11 protein-coding genes and 1 pseudogene are annotated in these 21,813 nt (G+C 43.7%); 1 reads left to right on the top strand and 11 read right to left on the bottom strand.

Annotated features, from left to right (window positions below):
- On the bottom strand, positions 1-1,131 hold the full coding sequence (locus NXV01_RS10435) for a retron St85 family RNA-directed DNA polymerase (RefSeq protein WP_148364378.1): 1,131 nt from the start codon (positions 1,129-1,131) through the stop codon (positions 1-3).
- Positions 1,132-1,334: 203 nt separating this feature from the next.
- The gene (locus NXV01_RS10430; RefSeq protein WP_259022317.1) at positions 1,335-3,542 is read right to left on the bottom strand and encodes a DUF5686 family protein; all 2,208 of its coding nucleotides are present in this window, start codon (positions 3,540-3,542) and stop codon (positions 1,335-1,337) included.
- 203 nt (positions 3,543-3,745) lie between these two features.
- Between NXV01_RS10430 and NXV01_RS10425 the strand changes: the two genes are divergently transcribed.
- The gene (locus NXV01_RS10425) at positions 3,746-4,933 is read left to right on the top strand and encodes a DNA-binding transcriptional regulator (protein ID WP_148364377.1); all 1,188 of its coding nucleotides are present in this window, start codon (positions 3,746-3,748) and stop codon (positions 4,931-4,933) included.
- On the opposite strand, the pseudogene NXV01_RS10420 reads toward NXV01_RS10425, so the two are convergent.
- The 9 genes and pseudogenes from NXV01_RS10420 to NXV01_RS10380 all read right to left on the bottom strand — a co-directional run bounded on the left by NXV01_RS10420 (position 4,922) and on the right by NXV01_RS10380 (position 21,784).
- A pseudogene (locus NXV01_RS10420) lies at positions 4,922-6,378 on the bottom strand (PA14 domain-containing protein). The gene NXV01_RS10425 and the pseudogene NXV01_RS10420 overlap by 12 nt on opposite strands.
- A gap of 20 nt (positions 6,379-6,398) precedes the next feature.
- Positions 6,399-8,723 carry a beta-N-acetylhexosaminidase gene (locus tag NXV01_RS10415; protein WP_259022316.1) on the bottom strand — a complete coding sequence of 775 codons (2,325 nt, stop codon included), beginning with the start codon at positions 8,721-8,723 and terminating at the stop codon, positions 6,399-6,401.
- Positions 8,720-10,171: a glycoside hydrolase family 125 protein gene (locus NXV01_RS10410; RefSeq protein ID WP_234131904.1), complete on the bottom strand. Its 1,452-nt coding sequence runs from the start codon at positions 10,169-10,171 to the stop codon at positions 8,720-8,722. The genes NXV01_RS10415 and NXV01_RS10410 overlap by 4 nt, the downstream gene beginning before the upstream one ends.
- Before the next feature lie 15 nt (positions 10,172-10,186).
- A complete protein-coding gene (locus tag NXV01_RS10405) occupies positions 10,187-11,791 on the bottom strand; it encodes an MGH1-like glycoside hydrolase domain-containing protein (RefSeq protein WP_148364373.1) in 1,605 nt (534 codons plus the stop codon).
- Positions 11,792-11,812: 21 nt separating this feature from the next.
- The gene (locus NXV01_RS10400; protein WP_409012951.1) at positions 11,813-12,946 is read right to left on the bottom strand and encodes an alkaline phosphatase; all 1,134 of its coding nucleotides are present in this window, start codon (positions 12,944-12,946) and stop codon (positions 11,813-11,815) included.
- Positions 12,947-13,000: 54 nt separating this feature from the next.
- Positions 13,001-13,864: an endonuclease/exonuclease/phosphatase family protein gene (locus tag NXV01_RS10395; protein WP_148364372.1), complete on the bottom strand. Its 864-nt coding sequence runs from the start codon at positions 13,862-13,864 to the stop codon at positions 13,001-13,003.
- A gap of 14 nt (positions 13,865-13,878) precedes the next feature.
- Positions 13,879-16,812, bottom strand: coding sequence for a GH92 family glycosyl hydrolase (locus NXV01_RS10390; protein WP_259022314.1), 2,934 nt, complete (start codon positions 16,810-16,812; stop codon positions 13,879-13,881).
- A 113-nt stretch (positions 16,813-16,925) separates the two neighbouring features.
- Positions 16,926-18,560 (bottom strand): RagB/SusD family nutrient uptake outer membrane protein, encoded by a 1,635-nt coding sequence (locus NXV01_RS10385; RefSeq protein ID WP_148364370.1) that lies wholly within the window; start codon positions 18,558-18,560, stop codon positions 16,926-16,928.
- Positions 18,561-18,574: 14 nt separating this feature from the next.
- Positions 18,575-21,784 (bottom strand): TonB-dependent receptor, encoded by a 3,210-nt coding sequence (locus tag NXV01_RS10380; RefSeq protein WP_258979647.1) that lies wholly within the window; start codon positions 21,782-21,784, stop codon positions 18,575-18,577.
- Between the last annotated feature and the right edge of the window lie 29 nt (positions 21,785-21,813).

Genomic DNA, 21,813 nt, shown 5'->3' with positions numbered 1-21,813 from the left:
TTAATACCCTTTCTCCAAACATCTCAAACGGTTAATAGAATCGGATACATACGCATTGTCCGGTTCTATTGACCGCCAATAACAAAGTTCTCCAATCAGCCGTTTCAGATAGACAGGATCACTCGAGCCAATCCGGCGCTGATGTTCCGCCAAACCTTTCGTCAGGATAAAATAGACATTCTTCCGGATCTCTCTCTTTCTGGCTTTAGGGATTGTCAGTTTCGCACCGGAAGAGACAGATACTCCTGTAATAATCTTCCTGCCATACTCATTGATAAAACGGGTCTTCTTATGATTCGGTTCGAATTTCTCATCGCGGATAATTTGTTTGATTCGGGGAATGATTTGTTCTTTGGGAAACACATCTCCCGAAAAAGTCAGGTCATCGGCATAACGGGTGTAAGCCAATCCGTATTCCGCTGCCAGTGCCGCTAATTTCCTATCCATCTCATACCCGACGATATTGCTCAACGACGGACTTGTAGGCGCTCCCTGCGGCAAGTGTCTGTGTAAACAACACAATGTTCCCAATACTTTAGACACATTTTCCGGATAACCGATCTTCTCAAATGTCTTTTTTACCCTCCGGCTCCGTATCGAAAAGAAAAAATCATGAATATCCATTTTCAACACATACCGTTTTCCCAAATGAGGACTGGCATTATCAACCACAGAATGACCGTTCCGGAAGCCTACTGCTGCCGGATGAATCAGTGTCACAGATGATAATATTCGAGAATTAATAGTGGTTTGAATAGATTGCAATTCTTTGTCAGGAGCAGAAATCATCCGATAACCTCCCTTTCTTTTTCTCATCCAGAACTCCCGGTAATGTTCGGAAACATCCCGTAATATTTCCTTCAACCGCACCGTTTCCACCCCCAACAGGTTGGCGCACCAGACAACAGCCGATTCATCAAACTTTTGAACATACTGCGCTCTCGGAACAGTTCCCCCCAAAGCATGCCTAAGCCAGGCTCCGTGTTCCCATTTTACCTTAGTAGTCTTTTCTTCCTTACCACTGCTTGTTGCTTTCCATCTTTTATACCCCTCCTGTTTCCTGCTTGAGGAAATCATCTTATAAACCAGGAAAGCGGTAATAACAATGATCGTTATTAAAATTCCGTCCATTTTGTATATGCATATAAAAAAGAGAAGAGAGGATGAGTTATTTACTAAAATAAATTTAGGTATTTATACCTTAGAATTTATTTTCTAGGAAAATACCTGTGCTTACAAGGCGACTACACCTCTTTGATGCTAAATTCGGTCCTCATCCTCTCTTATACAAAAATAAGTAAAATCTTTCGATAAAACAACCGGAACAAAGAAAACTATCGGTTGAACAACTCAAACGTGAACTTACAGCCTATCCCCCCGAATTTCCAGTTTTCGCTGCTCACAAAAACTCCTACGTCAAAAATATGCGTACCGATGCCATATCCTACTTCCAGATAAGGTTGAAGGTGCGGCATAGAGAGGGCACTGATATAAATACGTTCATTCTGCACATAACGGGTGTACTTCATCAGATGCCTAAGAATGAGAAACGGAGCTTCGTAGGTGAAATGCCCCCGTACATAACGGCGGGAGGAGTTATACCAACGTGAGTCAAGCACCTGAAATACTCCGCCGATTTCATCATTCCAGCCTACGGGAAGATTATGGCGGGAAAAATTGGCAAAGTCCACAAAATACAACTCATCCTGATTGGTGAATGCTCCGAATCCGAAACGATAATAAATGTTACGCATCAATCCCATCCGGATTTGATGTTGAAGGTCAAACTCTATTCTTTCATATTCGCCCGTACTCTTGAACACTCCTTTAATACCCCGTTCATAATCAACCGAGAAAGTCGGATATAAAGAATGAAGGTTAATCTTTCGTTTTCCGTTCATATAATAATAGAGTCCCGGAGTCCACTCTATCCGGATGCGGGGAGCGAAACTGATATAAGTGTTCTTGAATTTATCCATAAATTCCGGGGGCGGCATCGGATAGTCACCGGTGATTACAAAACGTGAAGGCTCTACCGCTGTTCTTTTATGGGCGGAGAACCCCAGACCGATATCCAGTCCGTTGACTACTTCAACGGTATGTCGGAATTTGAAATACAAGTCCTTGAAATAATCGAGATGAATTAAATCGAAATTAAAGATACTGTCTGGCATAGCTTTCAGTTCGTCCAACACTTTACTACTATAAATACGGTTACCGTTACCCACATTCAACCGGAAGAATCCCCGTTTCTGCGGCCAGTATTCAAAGTCGGCATTCAGTGACCAGTAGAATTCCTTACGCGTAAAGTTATATCCGAGCTTAGGCACAATGCGAAGTAATTTATCCCCTCTGAAAAGACGGTTATAACGGAAGTCCTGTCGATAGGACAAACCGTTGCTTCCACTATAACTGAATAAGAGCGGATTGATAAACGGAGAGAACCGTACGCTTCCGATATTGGACAAATTGAATTTATAATCTTCTACCATCAAATCACCCATCGTTCCCCAAAAGGCCTGACTCTTGGATTGCTTTTGTACCGTAGTTGTGTCACGTCTAAGGGTATAGTCATGGTATAGTTTTTTCTCACTTTCATCCAAAGGGATCGGCCGCATGATAGCAAAAGTAGAAGCATCCGTCTTATATGCATTCGTATCACACTGTAAAGAGAAAGATTCCGAAAGATTATATTTTCTTTTCTCTTTCTTGCGTACTTTTTTTTCTTTCAGTTCGATGGATTTATAGTCTAAAGAAGCGGTATAATTACCATCCACCTTATTTCCGAGAAATTTAAAAAGAGCTTCTACGTCATAGCGCACCGGCAGGAATTCATTTTTCTTACCTACATCCCCCATCTTAATCCAACAGGTAAATGTTATCAGTTCCGATCTTCCCGAAAAACGAATTTCACGAACACTCCAAACGTTACTACTGACCACCATATATCCACCCACCAACTGGTCACTCTTGGTACGGGGAATAAAACGTATCCGATAATCCAGATTGTTAGGATCTCCCATCACGCTGTCTATCCGGTATTTATAATATTTCTGTCCGTTTTTAGCCAGTGGTGATAATAAGCGTTCATCATTCAACAGAGACGAAGAGTAGATATTTACATTAAAGTATTCAAGCAAACCCGGCAATCCCCTGTTTCCTCTCACAGTTCCCTGCGAGGCCTTTACTTTCTGATCGTAAATATTGGGAGCCGTATAATGAAGGTCACTGTATGTTTCAAGCAGATATTCGCGAACACCCTTTTGCAAACGAAACATAGAAGGCACATAACGGAGAATAAAATTCTTCTTCTGAATGTCCATCTTACCTTTTATATATAAGTTCGCACGATAATCGCTTACGATTGTTTCATACAAAGGTGCAAAAGTCATCACACGTTCTATGATGGAGTCAGCAGAGATTTCCTGGTGGGTATAAGGATTCATTATATAATTATTGGCTGCCCCCTTTGGAATAAAAGAGAACAGACACAATATGCATCCTATCAATATTTTATCTCTCAATCGTCGTATCTCCTTCATTAACGTAGGCAAATATAAAAAAGAATATCGAAAAGCAAGGAAAGTTAGACACTAAAAAGAGTTATCAGAAGAAAACCTTCATACAGGATGAATACATAACGGTAGATTATTAATTATAAAACATCAGACATTTGTTAGGAATATAAAAATAGAAATCTTATATTTGTGTAATCAAAATAAACATCTTTATATAACCGACGACCATGATTCGACTGATATTACTAACCGACTTCACAGAAACCTTTTCATATAATTTGCTAAAGGGTATACTCGCCTATTCAAAGAGTCATGATCCATGGGTAGTTTGCCGGATGCCACCTTCCTATAAGAACAGCTATGGCATAAAAGGAGTGTTAAAATGGGCAAAGGCTTGGCAAGCAGATGCTATTATCGGAAGATTTGACAATAATGATAATGTAGATATATTTCGCGAGAATGGTATAATTGCTTTAGCACAAGACTACAAATCAAGGTTCAACAATATTCCTAATATCACCGGCAATTACCGCGCAACAGGAAAAATGGCGGCAGAATTCTTTCTGAGTAAAGGATTTCAGAATTTCGCGTTCTATGGTTATCGAGATGCCGTATGGTCACAAGAACGCTGTGAAGGTTTCTACGAATGTATATCTGCTCATGGTTTCGGCAGTAACTTTCATGTATATCAGGATCAATCATTGGATGACTTATGGTTTTATGAATCTCCCCCCTTGCTTACATGGCTGAAATCGTTGCCAAAACCAACAGCACTCATGGCGTGTGATGATAATCAGGGAAACCGCATCACAGAAGTCTGTCGTGTGAACAATATCAGAGTGCCGGACAAAATAGCGATATTAGGGGTTGACAATGACGACATCATATGTAATCTCTCCGAACCTCCTTTGTCCAGCATCAACCATAACATCGTAAGAGGTGGATTCGAGGCTGCCGCAATGATAGATCGCTTATTAAATGATGAAGAAAGAGACTGTCGGGACGTAGTGTTACAACCGGTAAATGTTGTAAACAGGCAATCAACAGATTTCTATGCGACGACTGATGTACACATTCACACAGCCTTGACCTATATTCATCAGAATCTGGCTTCTGAAATTACTGTATCGGATATTGTCAGACAAGTACCATTATCACGCCGTTTGTTGGAAATCCGCTTTAAACAAGTTACAAAACAATCCATCCATAAATACATCTTCAATCTTAGAATGGAGCGTTTTGCGCAGATGTTACTGGCCAGCGATGCCCCTATCGCAGACGTGGCGGAACAAGTCGGAATCAGTAATTTTAAGAACTTGTCCCGCCAATTCAAAGCTTTAAAAAACGTCTCTCCCAATGAATACAGAAAAGAACACCGGATGATGAACTGTATTATCGGTGAATCAATCGGGTAAGAACAGCATACTGTCCGGCAGGGTAGTTTCCGGAACATTCCGGCCCGCATATCCTACTTCCAGTTCCTGCCCCATATAGTCTTCAAAGTACAGCAAGTGTAACTCATGAAAGCCTTTTTCAAGAGCTACCTTTCCTTCAACACGGCGAGCACTATGTCCGCCGTCATTATCAACAATCAATTTACCATCTATGTAAAGTTGGGAACCATCGTCGGAATAAGTATAGAAACGATAGACACCTCTTTCGGAGATTCTTACCAATGTACGAAAATCATAAGCAAAGTGATCGGTAACGGCAGCCTCTTTGATTGAGAAGTTACTCATTACCCCTGACTTTACTTTACTGCAAGTATCTATATCAGCAACACGCTTGCACTTTCCTTCGTAGTAAGTATATGCCACTCCGGGATTCCCGGAAGATGTTTTCACTCCCGGCAGATAAGTCATAGTCTGTTCTTCTTCAGAATTCATGCCCGACGGGTAATAATAGGAAGCTTCGCGTCCGGCAGGTGTAGTTATCCATGTATCAAATTTAAACTGATCTTCATACAGTTTAATGATACGGCCCCCTCTGGTCAATGAGCCGTAAGCATCCGTACCGGTCACCCGTCCGTACCCCAGTAGGATTCCCTTATCCATTCCAAGAAAGTCATTGTCATGATCATGTCCCACAAATACTCCCATCACATCTTTCATATCAAGAAAGGAAGAAAACATACCCGAATTAATGTTCGCTGCGGCCACTCCACCTTCCTTATCGTTTCCATAAGTTTTTCCGTCACTTCTGATTTCGTTATACTCAATGAGCGGAATATGAAAAAAGCCTGTGCTGGTACAGGCTTTCCACCGTTAGCGACAGTGAAGCCTGCACTCTGCCTGCGATACCATTCAATCTGGTTGAAATGAATCCAATCATACGCACCATAAAGTTTATCCGGCTGATAATCATTGGAGTCCAAACAGTAAAGTAATGCTTCTACCGTTCCTTTCCTTTGCGAACCATAAACAGGAATGACACAATTGCCACATCCCATAATATCCGCCGGTCCTTTTGCTCCTACATAATAAGGGGACTTCAGAAGAAAATCATAAATATCGTCCCGTGTCATATACTCCGCATCATGGTTGCCCATAGTCACAACGAAGGGGGTTTTGGTTTCATTGAAGATATTGACTACATCCACCCAGCCTTTAAGGGCTGGATCGTCAGTCACCACATCACCGGTCAATATGGCAAGATCGGGGTGTTCGGATGCCAGAACAGCACGGATAGTGGCAGCAGTTTCAGCACATTTCGGTGATTCCGGTGTCCAGTGTAAGTCCGTAAACTGTGCTATCACAAATTTCCCGTCTTTAAAAGCAAACCGGCCCGGAGCTTGAGCCGACAGCAGAACAGGAAGAAGCGTACACATCCACAAAAACAGAAAAGAAGTTTTCTTTTTCATAACACACATTTTTTTTAAGATCAATATAATTCTATCTCATCAATAGCCAGTCTGCTTGGCTGTCCTTCGTGATAGTAACCTTTCGGGCACGGGCCGCCGTAGACAAATTCAAGGCAGACATATCGTGCCATTATCTCCGGAAACGAGAGCGATGCCGGAAAACAAGTGCCTTCGGTAGGCGTGAAATCATAGGTGAACTTTCCACTGTGCGCAGAAGTAAACACCTTGTTGTCCGCAGAAGTGGAAATATGCAGTTCGCTTACCGGCCAAAGCATATCATAGGGACGCCACAAAGAAGCGAAAGCTACTTTGCTTACAGGCATAGTCCTACCAAGATCGACTGTCACCCGAACAGTATCTCCCCTGAAGATGACCCAACGACGCAAATCACGTGCATAACCGCGAATCCCGTCCGTCAGGCCGATGCCCTCATTTACTTTCTCTGCTGACGGAAGTGGCTTGCATTGATAGGGACGTCCGGTAGCTTTGTTTACAACAAAAGATTGATGAACAGGCTTTCCCAATGGTTTTCCATCTCTATATACTACCGCATAAACAGTAGCATCTGCGGACAAACCGACGGACTTCGTGTAAAAACCGGAAGAGGAGGGAGACAGTACAGAATCATTCACTGCATAATATATCTCCGCATTGGGACAAAATGTCTTCATAGTCACTTCATAAGTTTGGAGAGACTCGTTCCATGCTCCTGTGAAGTTCACTTCATAAAAGTTCCGGCAAGCATTAACTCCGCAAAAATCCAGTCGCCTGAACTCTTTGTCCAACCTGCGGAGGAATGAATCGAAATTCTTATTTCCCGGTTGTGTCCATTGCACTTCAGACATCGCCAACAGGCGGGGGAAAGCCATGTATTCAAAATATTCAGGGGTCTGGATATACTCTCCCCAGATATTAGCTTGTGTACCTATGATGTAAGACTGCTCTTCGGAAGTCAGTACGGCAGGAGTCGGATCATAAGCATACACGCTGTCCAATGGAAGGAAACCGCCGATAGCCAACGGTGCAAATTCCGGACTTTCCTGATAATGGTCAAAATAACATCTATCTCCGGGAGTCATAATAACCTTGTGTTTCTGACGGGCAGCTTCAATACCTCCCTCTTCTCCACGCCACGACATTACCGTAGCATTAGGGGCAAGCCCCCCTTCCAAAATCTCATCCCAGCCGATGATATCACGCCCTTTACTATTCACGAATCGCTCCATCCGATGAATAAACCAACTCTGCAAAGCCTCTTCATCTTCCAGTCCTTCACGCTTCATCAATGCCTGGCAATGGCTGCATTTCTTCCACGCTTTCTTCGGACACTCATCGCCACCGATATGAATGTAATGACTGGGAAACAGTTGCATAACCTCTGTCAGTACATCTTCCAGAAAGGTGAATGTATTTTCTTTCGGGCAATAGACTTCATCAAAGACATCAAAATAATCGCGTACAACGTACGTTTTCCCCAATCCGCAAGAGAATTCCGGATAAGCCGCCAATGCAGCGGAAGCGTGTCCCGGCATTTCAATTTCAGGAATAACGGTAATAAAACGGTCGGAGGCATATTTCACGATTTCTTTTATATCTTCTTGCGTATAGAACCCTCTTTGTTCTTTTCCGTCGAAACGCCGCGGATAATAGTAGTCGCAATGCCCTACCTGGGTCTGGTTGCGATGAGAGCCGACTTCAATAAGTCTGGGGTATTTCTTAATCTCTATCCTCCACCCCTGGTCATCCGTCAGATGAAAATGAAACTTATTGAGTTTATACATGGCCATCAAGTCGAGAAACTTCAACACCTCTTCTTTAGGCTGAAAATTACGGCCTACGTCCATCATGGCCCCGCGATGGGGAAACCGGGGAACATCTGTCATGTTGACTGCTGGTATTTCTATCTTTCCATCATACTTCCTGCCGGCATTATAAATCTCCGCCGGCATAAGTTGCAACAGAGACTGGATAGCATAAAACAATCCTGCTGCAGTTTCATTGGAACTTATTTTTATGCCACCGGAGGAAACATCCAATGTGTAAGCCTCATCCGGCAATAAACTGTCTATCAGAAAACAAATATCCCCCGGCTCTGTTTGAGACACACGCTTCAGAGTGACAGAAGTGTTCTTCAATGCATCAGCTAAGTAGCGGAAAACTTTCTGTGAGGCTTCATCCTCCGAGATGGCCACACTCGTTTCGCCTTGCAGAATATAGGTTCCCCGTCCCATAACTATTTCATTGGGAAGGGGAATAATGCCATTAGCCTGTTTGGAAGTATGACGGCCCTCCCCACAAGAAATCAGTGTTAACAAAACGGCAATTATCCAATATACTTTCTTCATAATCTTTGTGTTAAAATATCAGGGAATTCACGAATGGTTCTGAGCACAAGCTCTCCAAACAAAGTATTCACCCATGCAAACCAAGAACGGGTGAAATCCGAAGCATTCTCCGAATGAAAAGATTCATGCATAAAACCAGTTCCTCCGTCCGTGTCACGAAGCTGCCTCAAGCAAGCCGCGATTTCTTCGCGATCGTCCGTAGTGAAAGCTTTTATTATGATGCTCATGGGCCAAATATAGTTCAGTCCTACATGAGGTCCTCCCACTCCTTCACCTGCCTTGCCTTTGAAAAAGTAGGGATTGTTATCACTCCAGATCATTTTGCGGGTATTCTGATAGATAGCATCCTTGATAGAGCAGTAACCGAGATAAGGAGCAGCCAGAAGACTGGGAACGTTGGCATCGTCCATGCAAAGCGCATTGCCGAATCCATCAACTTCAAAGGCATAAATTCGTCCGCAGACGGGATGGTTGAAAGTTCCGTATTTACGAATGGCGGCATCCACTTCGTCGGCCAACGCCGCGCATTCTTCGGCAAAGGTTTCATTCTTGCATACCTTGTGCTCTATCTCCGCCAACTGCCTCAACGATACAACTGCAAACATATTGGACGGTATCAGAAAACCGTATTGGGTAGCATCGTCCGAAGGTCGGAAAGAAGAAACGATGAGCCCGACGGGCTTGACAGGTGCTCCCCAGCCATTATTTATCTGCGAATCAGTGGGGCGGTCACAATCGCGGGTAAAGCTATAGGGTCCCAAGCCCTGCTTGCGTTGTTGTTCCTTGAAGGTTTGCACTACCAGCTTCATGGCTTCATGCCAGTTCGTATCAAACACTGAAACATCGGCCGTCAATTGCCAATAGTGATATGCCAAACGGATGGGATAGCATAGAGAGTCTATTTCCCACTTGCGCTCATGCAGTTCTTTCACCATGTGCTGTGTGTGATCCGTTTCCCAATAACTACCCAACGGACCGTCATTGAAAGCATTGGCGTAGGGATCTGTCAGTATACATTTCACCTGTCGGTTGACCAATCCTGCCACCATCCACTGAAGGTCGCTATCGCCTTTCATCAACGGCAGGTAAGGCCATACCTGTGCAGAAGAGTCACGTAGCCACATAGCGTCAATATCACCTGTGATAACAAAAGTATCGGGACGTCCATCTTTCAATCCGTGCCTGACGGTGGTGTCGAGTGTATTAGGAAAACAGTTCTCGAACATCCAGCGCAGCTTTTCATCCTTTATCTTTTGCTTTGTTTCTTCAATGGTTGCTTCTACAGCCTTGGAAACAAAATGCCTCTTCTCCTTAGGCGGACGCAAGGAAACATATTTCAAACTAGGGATTGAAGACGCGGAAAACATGGAAGAGGGCTGCACGGTCATGGCTGCTAAAGCAAGCCCTCCGGTCTTCAAGAATTGGCGTCGTGACATTTTCTTTTTCATGGTCAATGTTGGTTGTTAGTAAGTATGCTTACCGGGGGTAACTTGAATCCTCTTCTCTTTTCCACCATAGAGCACAAGCAACTCGAATTCTATATTTGAATCTACTGTGATGTGAGGTTCATCGCTTGCTGAACGGCGTGCTTCCGCCTTCATGCCAATCACTCCATCAGGACCGAAAGGATATCGTTCGATTCCGTTAGTCTCGGTCAGATTCATATCCCAGACAATCTGCTTTGTGGCATAGTCTCCCTGAATACCAATGATAAACTCTATCAATTCGGCAATGGGCGGCAGACCGGTCCATCCTACAAATTCTTTTCTTGCCATAAATCCCGGTTCGGCACTTTCCGGAGCATAATATTCCCAAAAGGTTCCTGTCTTCTTAAATACTTCCAACACCTGGGAATAGTGGTTGAGGGAAATTTCTCTCGCTAGTTTGCGATAGCCCTTCTTTACAAGCCCCTGCATCACCATGTAGTTAGTACCCGGCCATATTCCACCTTGCCAATAGCGGCCGTTATCCTTGTACTTGGGGTTATCGGCGGATAAAGAAGGAATCCGGTATTTACGTTTGAAGGTGGCGGGGTTATCCAGTTCTTTCACTAAACGATCCAGTCGGGTGGTATCGAGCACATCGGTGAACAATGCCCAGTAAGCCCCTATCCCCTTCGTTTTGCAAAGTGTGCCGTCGGCATACTGGTCATAAAGGAAACCGGACTCTTCATCCCAAAGATTGTCATGGATGTATTCTTTCAGCATCTGAGCTTCGCTTTCAAAATCTTCTATTTCTTGCCAGCGTTCAAGGTAGAACCCCATTTCGAGAAGGAGATTGGCTGTGAACAGTTGTTGCAGGTTGGTATCCAGCCAAATCATGTGCCCATGACTGTAGATAGGGTTATAACCTGCCGGTACACGAGGCATATTGTCCATACCAGTCCCCCATCCGCTCGACCAATAGGTTCCATTGCGCCAGGTACGGTTCAGTTTCAGCCATTTGTAATAGCCGCAAAGCACCGGAAATATTTTGTGCAGGCGTTCCATATCACCGAACTGGTGATAATAGACCATTTCGCACCAGGGAATCAGATTGGGGCCGGTGCTGGTGGGGTCATAGCGTTCGAAGCAGTCGGCACCGTCCGCCTTTATTTCGCGACAGATAAAACCGTCGGGATGTTGTTTGGCATAGAAATTGTTCAATGTTTGCTGGAAAGGAAAGAAGCGGGTTCCGTAACGGGCAAACATCAGAATGAAAGAGGTATCCCACATAAAGATATTTCCGTTATAGGCGGTATCCAGATAACTGGAAACAAATCCGGAACCCGGTTGGGGAGCACGGATATTGCCGATAGCTATTTCCCATGCTCTCCAATACATCTCCAGTTCCTTCTCGTGCCCGCTCCAAATGGGACACGGCAGAATTTTCCGGGCTTCTTTAAAGCTCTTCGGTTCTATTGTCTCGGGTTTTGCCACACGGTACTCATTCTCGGTGACTAACGGTTCTTTGACATAGGTATTTTTATAAGGCAGATGATATTTGTCATCATTACCACAGCTTTGAGCATTCAGCACAGTCATTGCCGGGCAAGAAAGCAAGCATGCAAATATAATGTGTTTCAGCATGGGAAATAGTTGTTTATGAATTTATAGACCGAGTAATTTCTTTATTTTGTCGCAAACAGCAGTATTCTCATAAATACCGGTGAATTCTTCGGCTCCGGGCCCAAAAGCATAGACCGGAACCATCACGCCACTATGACCACCTGTAGAGAACTTACATACAATCTTACCTTCCTGCAAGTCACCGTCCACCAACGTAAGTCCACCGGTTTCATGGTCGGCAGTAACTACCACCAACGTCTCTCCATCTTCGGCAGCCCATTTGTAAATAGCACCGATCGTACGGTCGAAATCATGCGTTTCCTGCATCAACAAGTCAAGGTCGTTAAAGTGACCGTAATCGTCCAACTGTGAGCCTTCTATCATCATGAAGAAACCATTCTTGTTCTGGTTCAGCAACTCGATGCCTTTCAGCGAAGCGCGTGCAAGGAGATCACCGCGTTCTGCCGGAAGCGGGGTGTCTACCGGATAAGGAACAGCAAATACTTTTCCGCTCTTTATACCTGCCAATTCCTCCCAACTGCGAGGAGTCTGATAACCATTGGCACGCAGTTCCTCGAACAGATTGCGACCGTCTTCACGATTTTCGAAAAGCTTGGCACCACCGCCAAAAGCGTAATCCACGCCGCAATTCACATAATCCGTCACAATCTCCGCTTCGGCATCCCTATCTTTATTGTGACAGCAGAAGTCGGCAGGAGTAGCGTCCCAAAGACGGCAGGTCACTGCTATACCGGTTGATTTGCCTTTTGCGGCAGCATAATCCACCAACGACTTCAAGGGACGTCCTTCCGTATCTACGCCTACGGCATGATAATTCGTCTTGTGTCCGGTAGCCAACGCAGTACCACCTGCACCGGAGTCAGTAATCAGTTTATTGGAGCAGTAAGTCTTAGAAAGACCTACTGTCTGGCAATTATCCAGATACAACTTTCCACGGTTGGCAGTCCATGCAGAATAAACATGCATAAGACTCATGCCGTCACCAATCATCAGAATAACATTTTTAATCTTCTTCCCTTTGGGCGGAGCTATCTTGGTTACTTCATAAGGATGTTCCAACACATACGTTTGTTCCTTGTCACGACGATCTTGCGCAAATGCGCAGGCAGGCAATAATGCAACTACCAATACTGCCAATATGCAGTTTTTCCACATCTTCTTCATTGTTATTATTTTTATCAATAATTTCTTTTGTACAATTTAAAACTCTCATTCAACTGTCACTAAAACCGGTGCATGGTCTGACAGAAAAGCCTCATTTTCCGTTTCGGCGAGTACACCATATCTAAGCACATCGAATCCATTGCGAACGAACACATAGTCAATCAACGGGCGATGCTGATAAGGAATCTTGCCGAAGTCGTGAAAACTCCATGCCGGACCGTAAACAACAGGCGACGCAAGACGAGCATCCGTCAGATGTTCCGGATTAGCAGGATCAGTCACGTGCTTGATGACATCCGATTCCGGTTCCGAATTGAAATCCCCTGTAACAATCACCGGCAGTCCGCCACTCAATTGGTTCACTCTGTCCAGCATAAGGCTGATTCCTTCGCGCCGTGCCACCACGCCTACATGGTCCAGATGAGTGTTCAAGGCAAAGAATTCCTTGCCGGAAGTCTTGTCCTTCAGTTTCGCCCACGAAGCGATACGTTCGCAAGCACCATCCCATCCTTTAGAACCGGGCACTTCGGGCGTTTCGCTCAACCAAAAATATCCCGAATCAAGTAAATCAAAACGATTCTTCTTATACCAAAGAGCACTGTACTCTCCTTTCTCCTTTCCATCCTCACGGCCTACACCTACGACTCCGTACTCCGGCAAGCGCTGCTTGAGGTCTTCCAATTGATTATGAAGCACTTCTTGCGTGCCCAATACATCGACATCGTAGAATCGGACAGCATTAGCCGCACGGTCCTTCCTGAATTTCCAATTGTCCAGACTGTCTTCCGGGTTGTCATAACGAATGTTGAATGACATTACATTGATTGGTGCAGGCTTGGTAGGCTGCTGTTTCACTTGGCTGCATGATGCACCAAGTATTAGCAAAGATAAAAAAGCTATTTTTTTCATGGTAGTATTGTTTATTATTTCACATATAAAGTTGAAGCAGGAACAGGTTCAAACTCTTCTGCAGAAGGAAGTTTCCACGCCCAACTGAGATGTTCGCCTTCATAATCTTCAAAATAGTAGAGTTTGTAAGGATGAAAACCTTTTCTTAAAGCAATACGTCCGGTAGCAGGAATGGCGGCATGAGAACCGTCGTTATTCACCACCTGTTCATTGCCTATATACAAAACACTGCCGTCGTCTGAGCGTGTCTGAAAAGTATAGACTCCATCTTCGGGGACGTTGATAAGCCCGGTAAATATATAACCAAAGTGATCTTCCTGTTTGGCATCCTTGATGGAAGGTTCCGACATGATGCCCGTTTCAAGCAAAGGTGTCTTTTCAATATCCGCCACTTTCTGATATGTACCCTCGAAATACTTATAAGAAGTACCGTTTAAAGTGGGATTCACCGGAAGCGCAGCTTTCAATTCGGCTTTGGTAGCCTGAATAGACAAGACTTTGCTCGGGCGAAAACCTTCCTTAAATCCCTTTGCCTTTATCTGAGTGGTCTTATCCAACTCGAACGGTTTCTCATAAAGCGGAGATGACTCTGTCGGCTCACTTCCATCTAACGTGTATCGGATACCGGCTCCTGCGGTTGCCGTAGCAAGGGTGATTTCTATTTTATCCATAAAGAGATTCAAATCTCTATCCACATAAGGAATGGACACCACATTTTCGCGGGTATAGGAATAAGGAGCGGCCTCTGCTGAAATTCCCCGGGTCTTATCCGGTGTATCGGTTAAAGTAAAACGAAGTTCACCACCTTCCATCAGTTGTGCATAAGTGATGAAATTGGTATCTATCCGCTTGCCGTTCAGCTCTACTTTACTGATATAAATATTCTTCTTCGGGTTGTTGGCAAGAATAATCAGCGTCTTTCCGTTTGCCAAATTGACAACCGCTTTCTCGAACAGAGGACTGGTCAGCGCAAATTCATTACTTCCGGGACATACAGAATAGATACCCAGACTGGATAGTATGTACCAGGCAGACATCTGCCCGCAGTCTTCATTACCTATGATTCCCCCGGGCACAGGCTTATACATTTCATGAAGCAACCGGCGTGTCATCTCTTGTGTCTTCCAAGGCTGTCCTACATAATCATACAAATAAGCGATGTGATGACTCGGCTCATTCCCATGAACATATTGCCCTATCAGGCCGGTAATGTCCACAAGGTCGCCTTTCACACCCGATTCTACAGTGAAAATAGAATCAAGCGCAGTGATAAACTCTTCCTCTCCTCCGAACAGTTGTGCCATTCCGTTCACATCGTGAGGGGCGAAAAAACGATATTGCCAGGCAGTAGCTTCCGTATAGGCACGTCCCACTTCAACAGAATTGAATGGCGTTTCCCAATTACCATCCATCCGTTTGGGGCGGAAAAACTTTGTAGAACCATCAAATACGTTGATATAGTTCTGCGAACGCTCCATGTACTTTTGACAAATATCTTCTTTTCCCATCTCCTGTGCCATACGTGCAATACACCAGTCATCATAAGCAAATTCCAACAGACAAGATATGGATTCTTTTTTAATGTTCGAAGGAATAAAGCCATATTTTATATAGTAATCCGCACCTTTCTTATTCTTCTCAGAAGAAACAATCATTGCTTCCAATGCTTTTTCCGCATCAAAGCCTCTGATTCCCTTCAAGTAGGCATCAGCAATAACAGAAACCGAATGGTATCCGATCATAGTTCCCGTTTCTCCGGCAGAAAGCGGCCAGATGGGAAGTTCACCTGAAGCATCGTAAATATCAAGATAAGAATTGATCATATTAGTGACCAATGTAGTATCAATCAGCGTCATCAAGGGATTCCACGCACGGAAAGTATCCCAAAGGGAAAAAGTGGAATATTGCACTTTACCTTTAGACAACTGACCTATCTCCATATTGTGCCGGCGAAATTCACCGTTGACATCACTCACGACATCGGGCACAACCATAGCGTGATACATAGCGGTATAGAAGTTCTTCAAATCGTCTATATTGCCTCCCTCCACAGTAATGGATGAAAGTGCCTGTTCCCAAGCACTACGGGCGGCAGCACGCACTGCGTCAAAATCGAAATCTTTTACTTCAGCGTCAAGGTTCTCACGCGCGTTGTCCACACTGACTATGGATAGTCCTACTTTGGCTATAACAGGCTCACTGTCTTTATCGTCAAACGTAAGAACGGCTTGCAAATCCGTGCCGGTCAATTTAGCTTCAGCAGAAAACATCTTTCTATCCTGTACAAAACCAACAGTTTGAAAAGGTTTCGAGAACCGAGCAACAAAATAAACATATTGGTTATCTGTCCAACCTCTAGTTCTTCTCATTCCTGCAATTTCATTGGAAGCCGTCTGTTCTAACTCGGCTTCATAAATATATTCATTATCAAGCAAATGAGCTAAATCAATGATAATAGTCACAGGGTTGGCAGAAGGAAATGTGTACCGGTGCACACCGACATGAGCGGTTGCAGTCAACTCTGCTTTTATCCCTTCATCTCTCAGCAATACCGAGTAATATCCGGCTGATGCCTTCTCATCTTTGTGGGAAAAAGCTGTCGGTCGGCAAATACTTCCTTCTGCTGTTAAGTCCGGTCTTTGAGTGGTGGGACGAAACAGTATGTCGCCCAGATCAATACATCCCGTTCCGCTAAGATGAGTGTGCGAAAAGCCTTTTAAAGTAGTATCACTGTAATGATATCCCGCACAAGCATCCCAGTTTCCGGCACGGGTGTCGGGACTCAATTGTACCCCACCGAAAGGAACGGTTGCACCCGGATAAGTATGACCATGAAACCCCGTCCCTATAAAGGGATCGACATAGTCAACAGGGGATTGTTTACCGGACGAACAAGAACTGAAAACAAAAAATGCAATGACTGCACATGTAAGAATTTTAAATTTCATCAAATTACATGTTTGAAAGTTTTATCTGCAAGGATTGCTACCTTTTGGGATGTCAATCCTTGCAGATCAGACTAATGTTCTATTTCATGATGGATATCTTTCAAAAAGAAAGATTAATTATAGCCGTCATTCTGTTTCAACTTACCATTAGACTTAGTTATCTGGTCATACGGATATGGGAATACCATCATATAATCTTTATAAGTACTCTTTACCTTATAGTCACCATAAGGTTCTATAGTAAAGCTGGATTCAGGATTAGAACGGTCTGCATACTTACGGATACGTGGACTGGCGTTCAGTTCCTTCTCTGCCAGTTGTTTAATTTCAGCATTTGAAGAACGATGCCAACGCTTGAGGTCGAACAAATGGTCGGTATATTCAAAAGCTAATTCACAACGGCGTTCGTGATACAAATCCGCCATAGTAGGGTTTTCAGTCAATTCTGTCAGGTTAGACCGTTTGCGAATACGGTTCAAGTCCTCTTTGGCTTTACCCGGTTGGTCTGTCATCAGATAAGCCTCCGCGCGGAACAGCAACATTTCAGCAAAACGAATCAACGGGAAGTTTATACGGGCAGTCGGCCAGTTTCCATTCGTGTTTACATACCCCTCTTTATCGGCATCCTTATGCTTAAAGGGATCCATATACTTATTGATTTGGAAACCTACATCCAGGTTCGTATCAGAATAGAACTTACGTTTTTCGCCAAAGAACTGGAATTCCTGATTATATTCCAAAATGGAACGTACCAGACGTTCATTACCTACACCGTCTTTCACCATCTCTTCATAAATATCATAAGATGGCTTAATCTGTCCCCAGCCGTTATACACACCCCAGCCTTTGTCTTCCAGAATCACACCTACAAATTCAACACCACCACCGGAAGAACCGCCGTTGGAAGGAATAGACCAAATATACTCCTTGTTCCAAAAATCTTTAAAATCAGAAGAGAATATTTCAGCAAAAGTGTCAGCCAAGTCACGGTTATAATCAGTTTCCAATGAATTAACCATAGTAATCACATTATTCCACTGGGTTGCATCCCAAGTAGCCCAATAAGCATATACTTTAGCCTTGTAAGCCACAGCGGCAGCTTTATGCGGACGCCCTTTATCGTCATCTGTATATTCCTCAAATTTAGGCAAATAAGAGATAGCTTTATCCATATCTTCTATAATATACTTATAGTCATCGATTACAGAGGCCTGCTGTGGAGGAATAGAATTATCATAGTCCCCCTCAAAATCTTCGTAGCGTACGAAAGGAACTCCCTGTTCTTTCGTTCCGTAACGGTAAGCAATCCAGAAATGGGCCATGCCACGCATAAAAAAGGCTTCGCCCAAGCTACGATGTTCTATTGCGCTCAATCCACTTTTCTTCTCTTTGTCAAGCAACTGCTTGATAATCCAGTTGGAACGAGCCATATTTTGATAGAATAAATCAAATCCTCCCTTAATAGGATCTTCATTACCGGTATAGTCAAATGTTGCCAATGAATTGTAACCGCGTGTCTTAGCCCAAACAATATCGCAGGCTGCCCCTTGTTCCCAAAACAATTCACGTCCGAAGCCCTTTTCCTGATGGATAGGCGCATAAAGTCCGTCGATGGCATCAATTGCTTGTTCATCATTCAAAAAATAGGATGTAGTAGCAGGATTTCCTTCCGGTTGCACATCCAGAAAGTCGGCGCAAGAGCATAATGACAAGGCCGATAAAGCCAATAATGGTATATATTTTTTCATAATCTCTGTTTTTATTAATAAGTTAATTTCACGCCAAAAGAGAATACCCGGGATACAGGATATTTCATAGCATCCCAGCCGCCACATTCCGGATCCATACCCGAATAATCGGTTATTGTAAAGAGATTCTCACCACTGAAGTAGACAGACATACGACTACTGCGCTCTTTCAGATGCGACCACTTTTGCAATACGCCTGATAAGTCATAGGAAACAGTCAGGTTTTTCAGGCGCAAATAAGAAGCATCCTCCAAATACCAATCAGATGCCGTACTGAAGTTTGAATTCGGATCATTCTTTGACAGTCTGGGGATATTTGAAGAGGTATTCGTCGGACTCCAGGCGTTCAGAATTTCCTTTGTACGGTTAAAGTTACCATCTACATCGCTCAACGTCATATATTTCGCAGCATAGAATGCCTGAGCACCACCTACACCCTGAAACATAGCGCTGACAGACAGTTTTTTATAAGTAGCTCCTAATGTGAAAGCATATGTTGTCTTCGGAGTAGCACTACCGCAATATTGGCGGTCTTTATCATCAATCTTACCGTCATTGTTGTAGTCTACGAACTTTAAGTCACCGGCTTTGGCATTTGCCTGAATGCCTTTCCACTCTTTGTTACCATTAGAGTCGGTAACATAAGTACCATGCTCCTTATTCCAGGCAGCAACTTCGGCATCACTCTGGAAAATACCGGCAGTCTTAATCAAATAGTACGAATTCAAAGGTTCTCCCTCTGCAGTCTGACGAGTAAAAGGAATATTGCGGAATTTAGAATCACTATCAGTCCATACGCCAGGAGTACCATCGGCATTCTTCACACCTATGTCGGAAACCCAGTTCTTCAAATACGAAAAGTTACCTGATACAAAATAAGAGAAATTCTTGTTGATACGATCGCTCCAGTTTGCTGATATTTCAAAACCACGATTGCGAACTTCACCTTGATTAATCAACATCGGATCCAATCCGATAGTACTCGGCCAATCCATGGTCTGTTCCTGAATCAGGTTAAAAGTACGCTTATCAAAGTAGTCGAACGACAAAGACAAACGGCTATTGAACATTTCGACATCCAAACCTAAATCGTACTGTTCAGAAGTCTCCCATGTCAGATTCTTGTTCATGGCAGTAGAGTTATACACGAAATTATTCCAGGTTGTATTATTCATCACACCATATTGAGCTTGTTCCTGCCAATACGTTGTTCCCAACAAAAGCGATTTGTAATTATAGTTAATAGAGCCCAAGTTTCCAACACGTCCCCAAGAAGCACGCAATTTCAGCAAACTGATGAAATCATTTTTCTTAAAGAACTTCTCGTTAGAAATCTTCCATGCCAATGTAACTGCCGGAAAGTCACCAAAATTATTTTCTTTAGGTAAACGGCCTGCATAATCGCGCCGCCAAGAGGCCGTAGCAAAATAGCGATCATCGTAAGAATAAGCCAAACGGGCCACCAATGAGACATTGGCATCAGGACCTGTCATATAATCGGTAGCCGAAGTAGAACCTGCATATGCCAGATATTGCAAATATGGGCTTTCATCGGTAAAGTTCTTACCGTTAACATCAAGACCGCGCGTTACAAAATGATCAGCTGTAGTAGAGAACAATGCGCCTACTGTATGTCTTCCGAAAGTATTATCATAAGTCAGCGTATTCTCAGTTTTCCATGCATCTCTACGATAATTCGTTATATCCATGTTATTTGAGTTATTGGGCTTACCCGGTTCATCCTGAATAGGACGGAAATTTTTATAATTATTACTCTTCAGATTGTAAGTGAAACGGCTGGTAAACTTTAACCCCTGTAGTACATTGGCTATTTGCAAACTTGTAGTACTCCAAACATCACTGGTTCTGTTAAAACGGTTTTCCGCTTTCAACAGACGTACCGGGTTAACAGCATCACCATGGGCACCTGCAAAATTGCTTCCATACTTAGCTATGTATTCAGGATCTTCAGTAGTGGTTCCTCCCCAAGTTCCATCCAACGGATTATATACAGTAGCACTGGCTGGCATATAGATTGCTGATAAAACAGGACCTGTATATGCATCGTCTGTATCCTTTGTGCGGCTCTCCGTATTTTTCCAAACAAAATCTTCGCTGATAGACACCCATTTATTCAAGTCGAACTTACCATTGTAACGTATCGAATAATTCTTATTATAAGTATTGATCAATACTCCTTCGTCATTATCAAATGAGAAAGACAAACGACTCGAAAAATTCTCTGTACCTACATTCAACGCTATGTTATGGCGTTGATAAAAAGCTGTACGGAAAATCTCGTCCATCCAATTGGTACGAGTGGTGCCAATCCACGGATTTTTTGCCACATCCCAACCATCGGGAAGTGACATATCCGCATTGGCATAAGAGCGTTTACGCATCTCTAATTCACCCTCAGCATTCAGTGGCTCCGGCAAATTTGTAGCCTGACGAACCCCATAAGTACCTTCGTAACTAAGAGTGGGCGTACCTGCCTTAGCCTTTTTGGTAGTGACCAAAATTACACCGCCTGCACCTGACTGCGCACCATAGATAGCAGCAGAGGCAGCATCTTTCAATACTACGATAGATTCGATATCACTCATTGAAGCAATAGGAGCGCCGGGAACCCCGTCAACTACCCAGAGTACGTTATCCCCACCTTGTTCAACACCAGCAATTTTACGTTTGTAAGAACCTTGTCCACGGATAGTAATCGTAGGAGTAGCAGTAGGGTCACCACCGTTGGCTTGTACCGTGACACCAGCCAGCTGACCTTGCAGCATACTTTCTGTAGAGCTGACCGGACGAGTGGTTAATTCCTCGGTATTGCTCAATACACCTACAGCCGCCGACAAATCCTGCTTACGTGAATTCGCACCGTAACCTAACACAACTACTTCATCCAGAAGTTCCGAATCCTCTTTTAGAATAATCATTAAGGGTTTACCGGTAACCTGCACTTCCTGGTTTGCATAGCCAACATAACTTATAACCAATACGGCATTTTTATCAGTTGACAACTCGAACTTTCCATCCACATCTGTAATGACTCCGTTAGAAGTTCCCTTGATCAAAACATTGGCTCCGATTGCAGGCTCACCCGTTTGATCTTTCACTGTTCCTTTCACTGTGATTTGCTGTGCATAAGCACTTGCAGACAAGAACAGCACTAACAAAATAGTCAGAATCTTTCGATAGATCCTAAAATTTGCTTGTCTCATACATTTAAAATTTAAAGTTTATAATATTG

Source organism: Bacteroides sp. BFG-606 (genome assembly GCF_024788145.1).
Taxonomy (GTDB): domain Bacteria; phylum Bacteroidota; class Bacteroidia; order Bacteroidales; family Bacteroidaceae; genus Bacteroides; species Bacteroides vicugnae.
The sequence above is the reverse complement of the archived record's forward strand: the minus strand, read 5'-3'. Positions and strand labels throughout refer to the sequence as shown.

Excerpts from the sequence above, each read along its gene's own strand:
- NXV01_RS10395 (WP_148364372.1), bottom strand. The coding sequence starts at position 13,864 with ATGAAAAAAATAGCTTTTTTATCTTTGCTAATACTTGGTGCATCATGC.
- NXV01_RS10380 (WP_258979647.1), bottom strand. The coding sequence starts at position 21,784 with ATGAGACAAGCAAATTTTAGGATCTATCGAAAGATTCTGACTATTTTG.
- NXV01_RS10430 (WP_259022317.1), bottom strand. The coding sequence starts at position 3,542 with ATGAAGGAGATACGACGATTGAGAGATAAAATATTGATAGGATGCATA.
- NXV01_RS10390 (WP_259022314.1), bottom strand. The coding sequence starts at position 16,812 with ATGAAATTTAAAATTCTTACATGTGCAGTCATTGCATTTTTTGTTTTC.
- NXV01_RS10410 (WP_234131904.1), bottom strand. The coding sequence starts at position 10,171 with ATGAAAAAGAAAATGTCACGACGCCAATTCTTGAAGACCGGAGGGCTT.
- NXV01_RS10415 (WP_259022316.1), bottom strand. The coding sequence starts at position 8,723 with ATGAAGAAAGTATATTGGATAATTGCCGTTTTGTTAACACTGATTTCT.
- NXV01_RS10435 (WP_148364378.1), bottom strand. The coding sequence starts at position 1,131 with ATGGACGGAATTTTAATAACGATCATTGTTATTACCGCTTTCCTGGTT.
- NXV01_RS10400 (WP_409012951.1), bottom strand. The coding sequence starts at position 12,946 with ATGTGGAAAAACTGCATATTGGCAGTATTGGTAGTTGCATTATTGCCT.
- NXV01_RS10405 (WP_148364373.1), bottom strand. The coding sequence starts at position 11,791 with ATGCTGAAACACATTATATTTGCATGCTTGCTTTCTTGCCCGGCAATG.
- NXV01_RS10425 (WP_148364377.1), top strand. The coding sequence starts at position 3,746 with ATGATTCGACTGATATTACTAACCGACTTCACAGAAACCTTTTCATAT.
- NXV01_RS10385 (WP_148364370.1), bottom strand. The coding sequence starts at position 18,560 with ATGAAAAAATATATACCATTATTGGCTTTATCGGCCTTGTCATTATGC.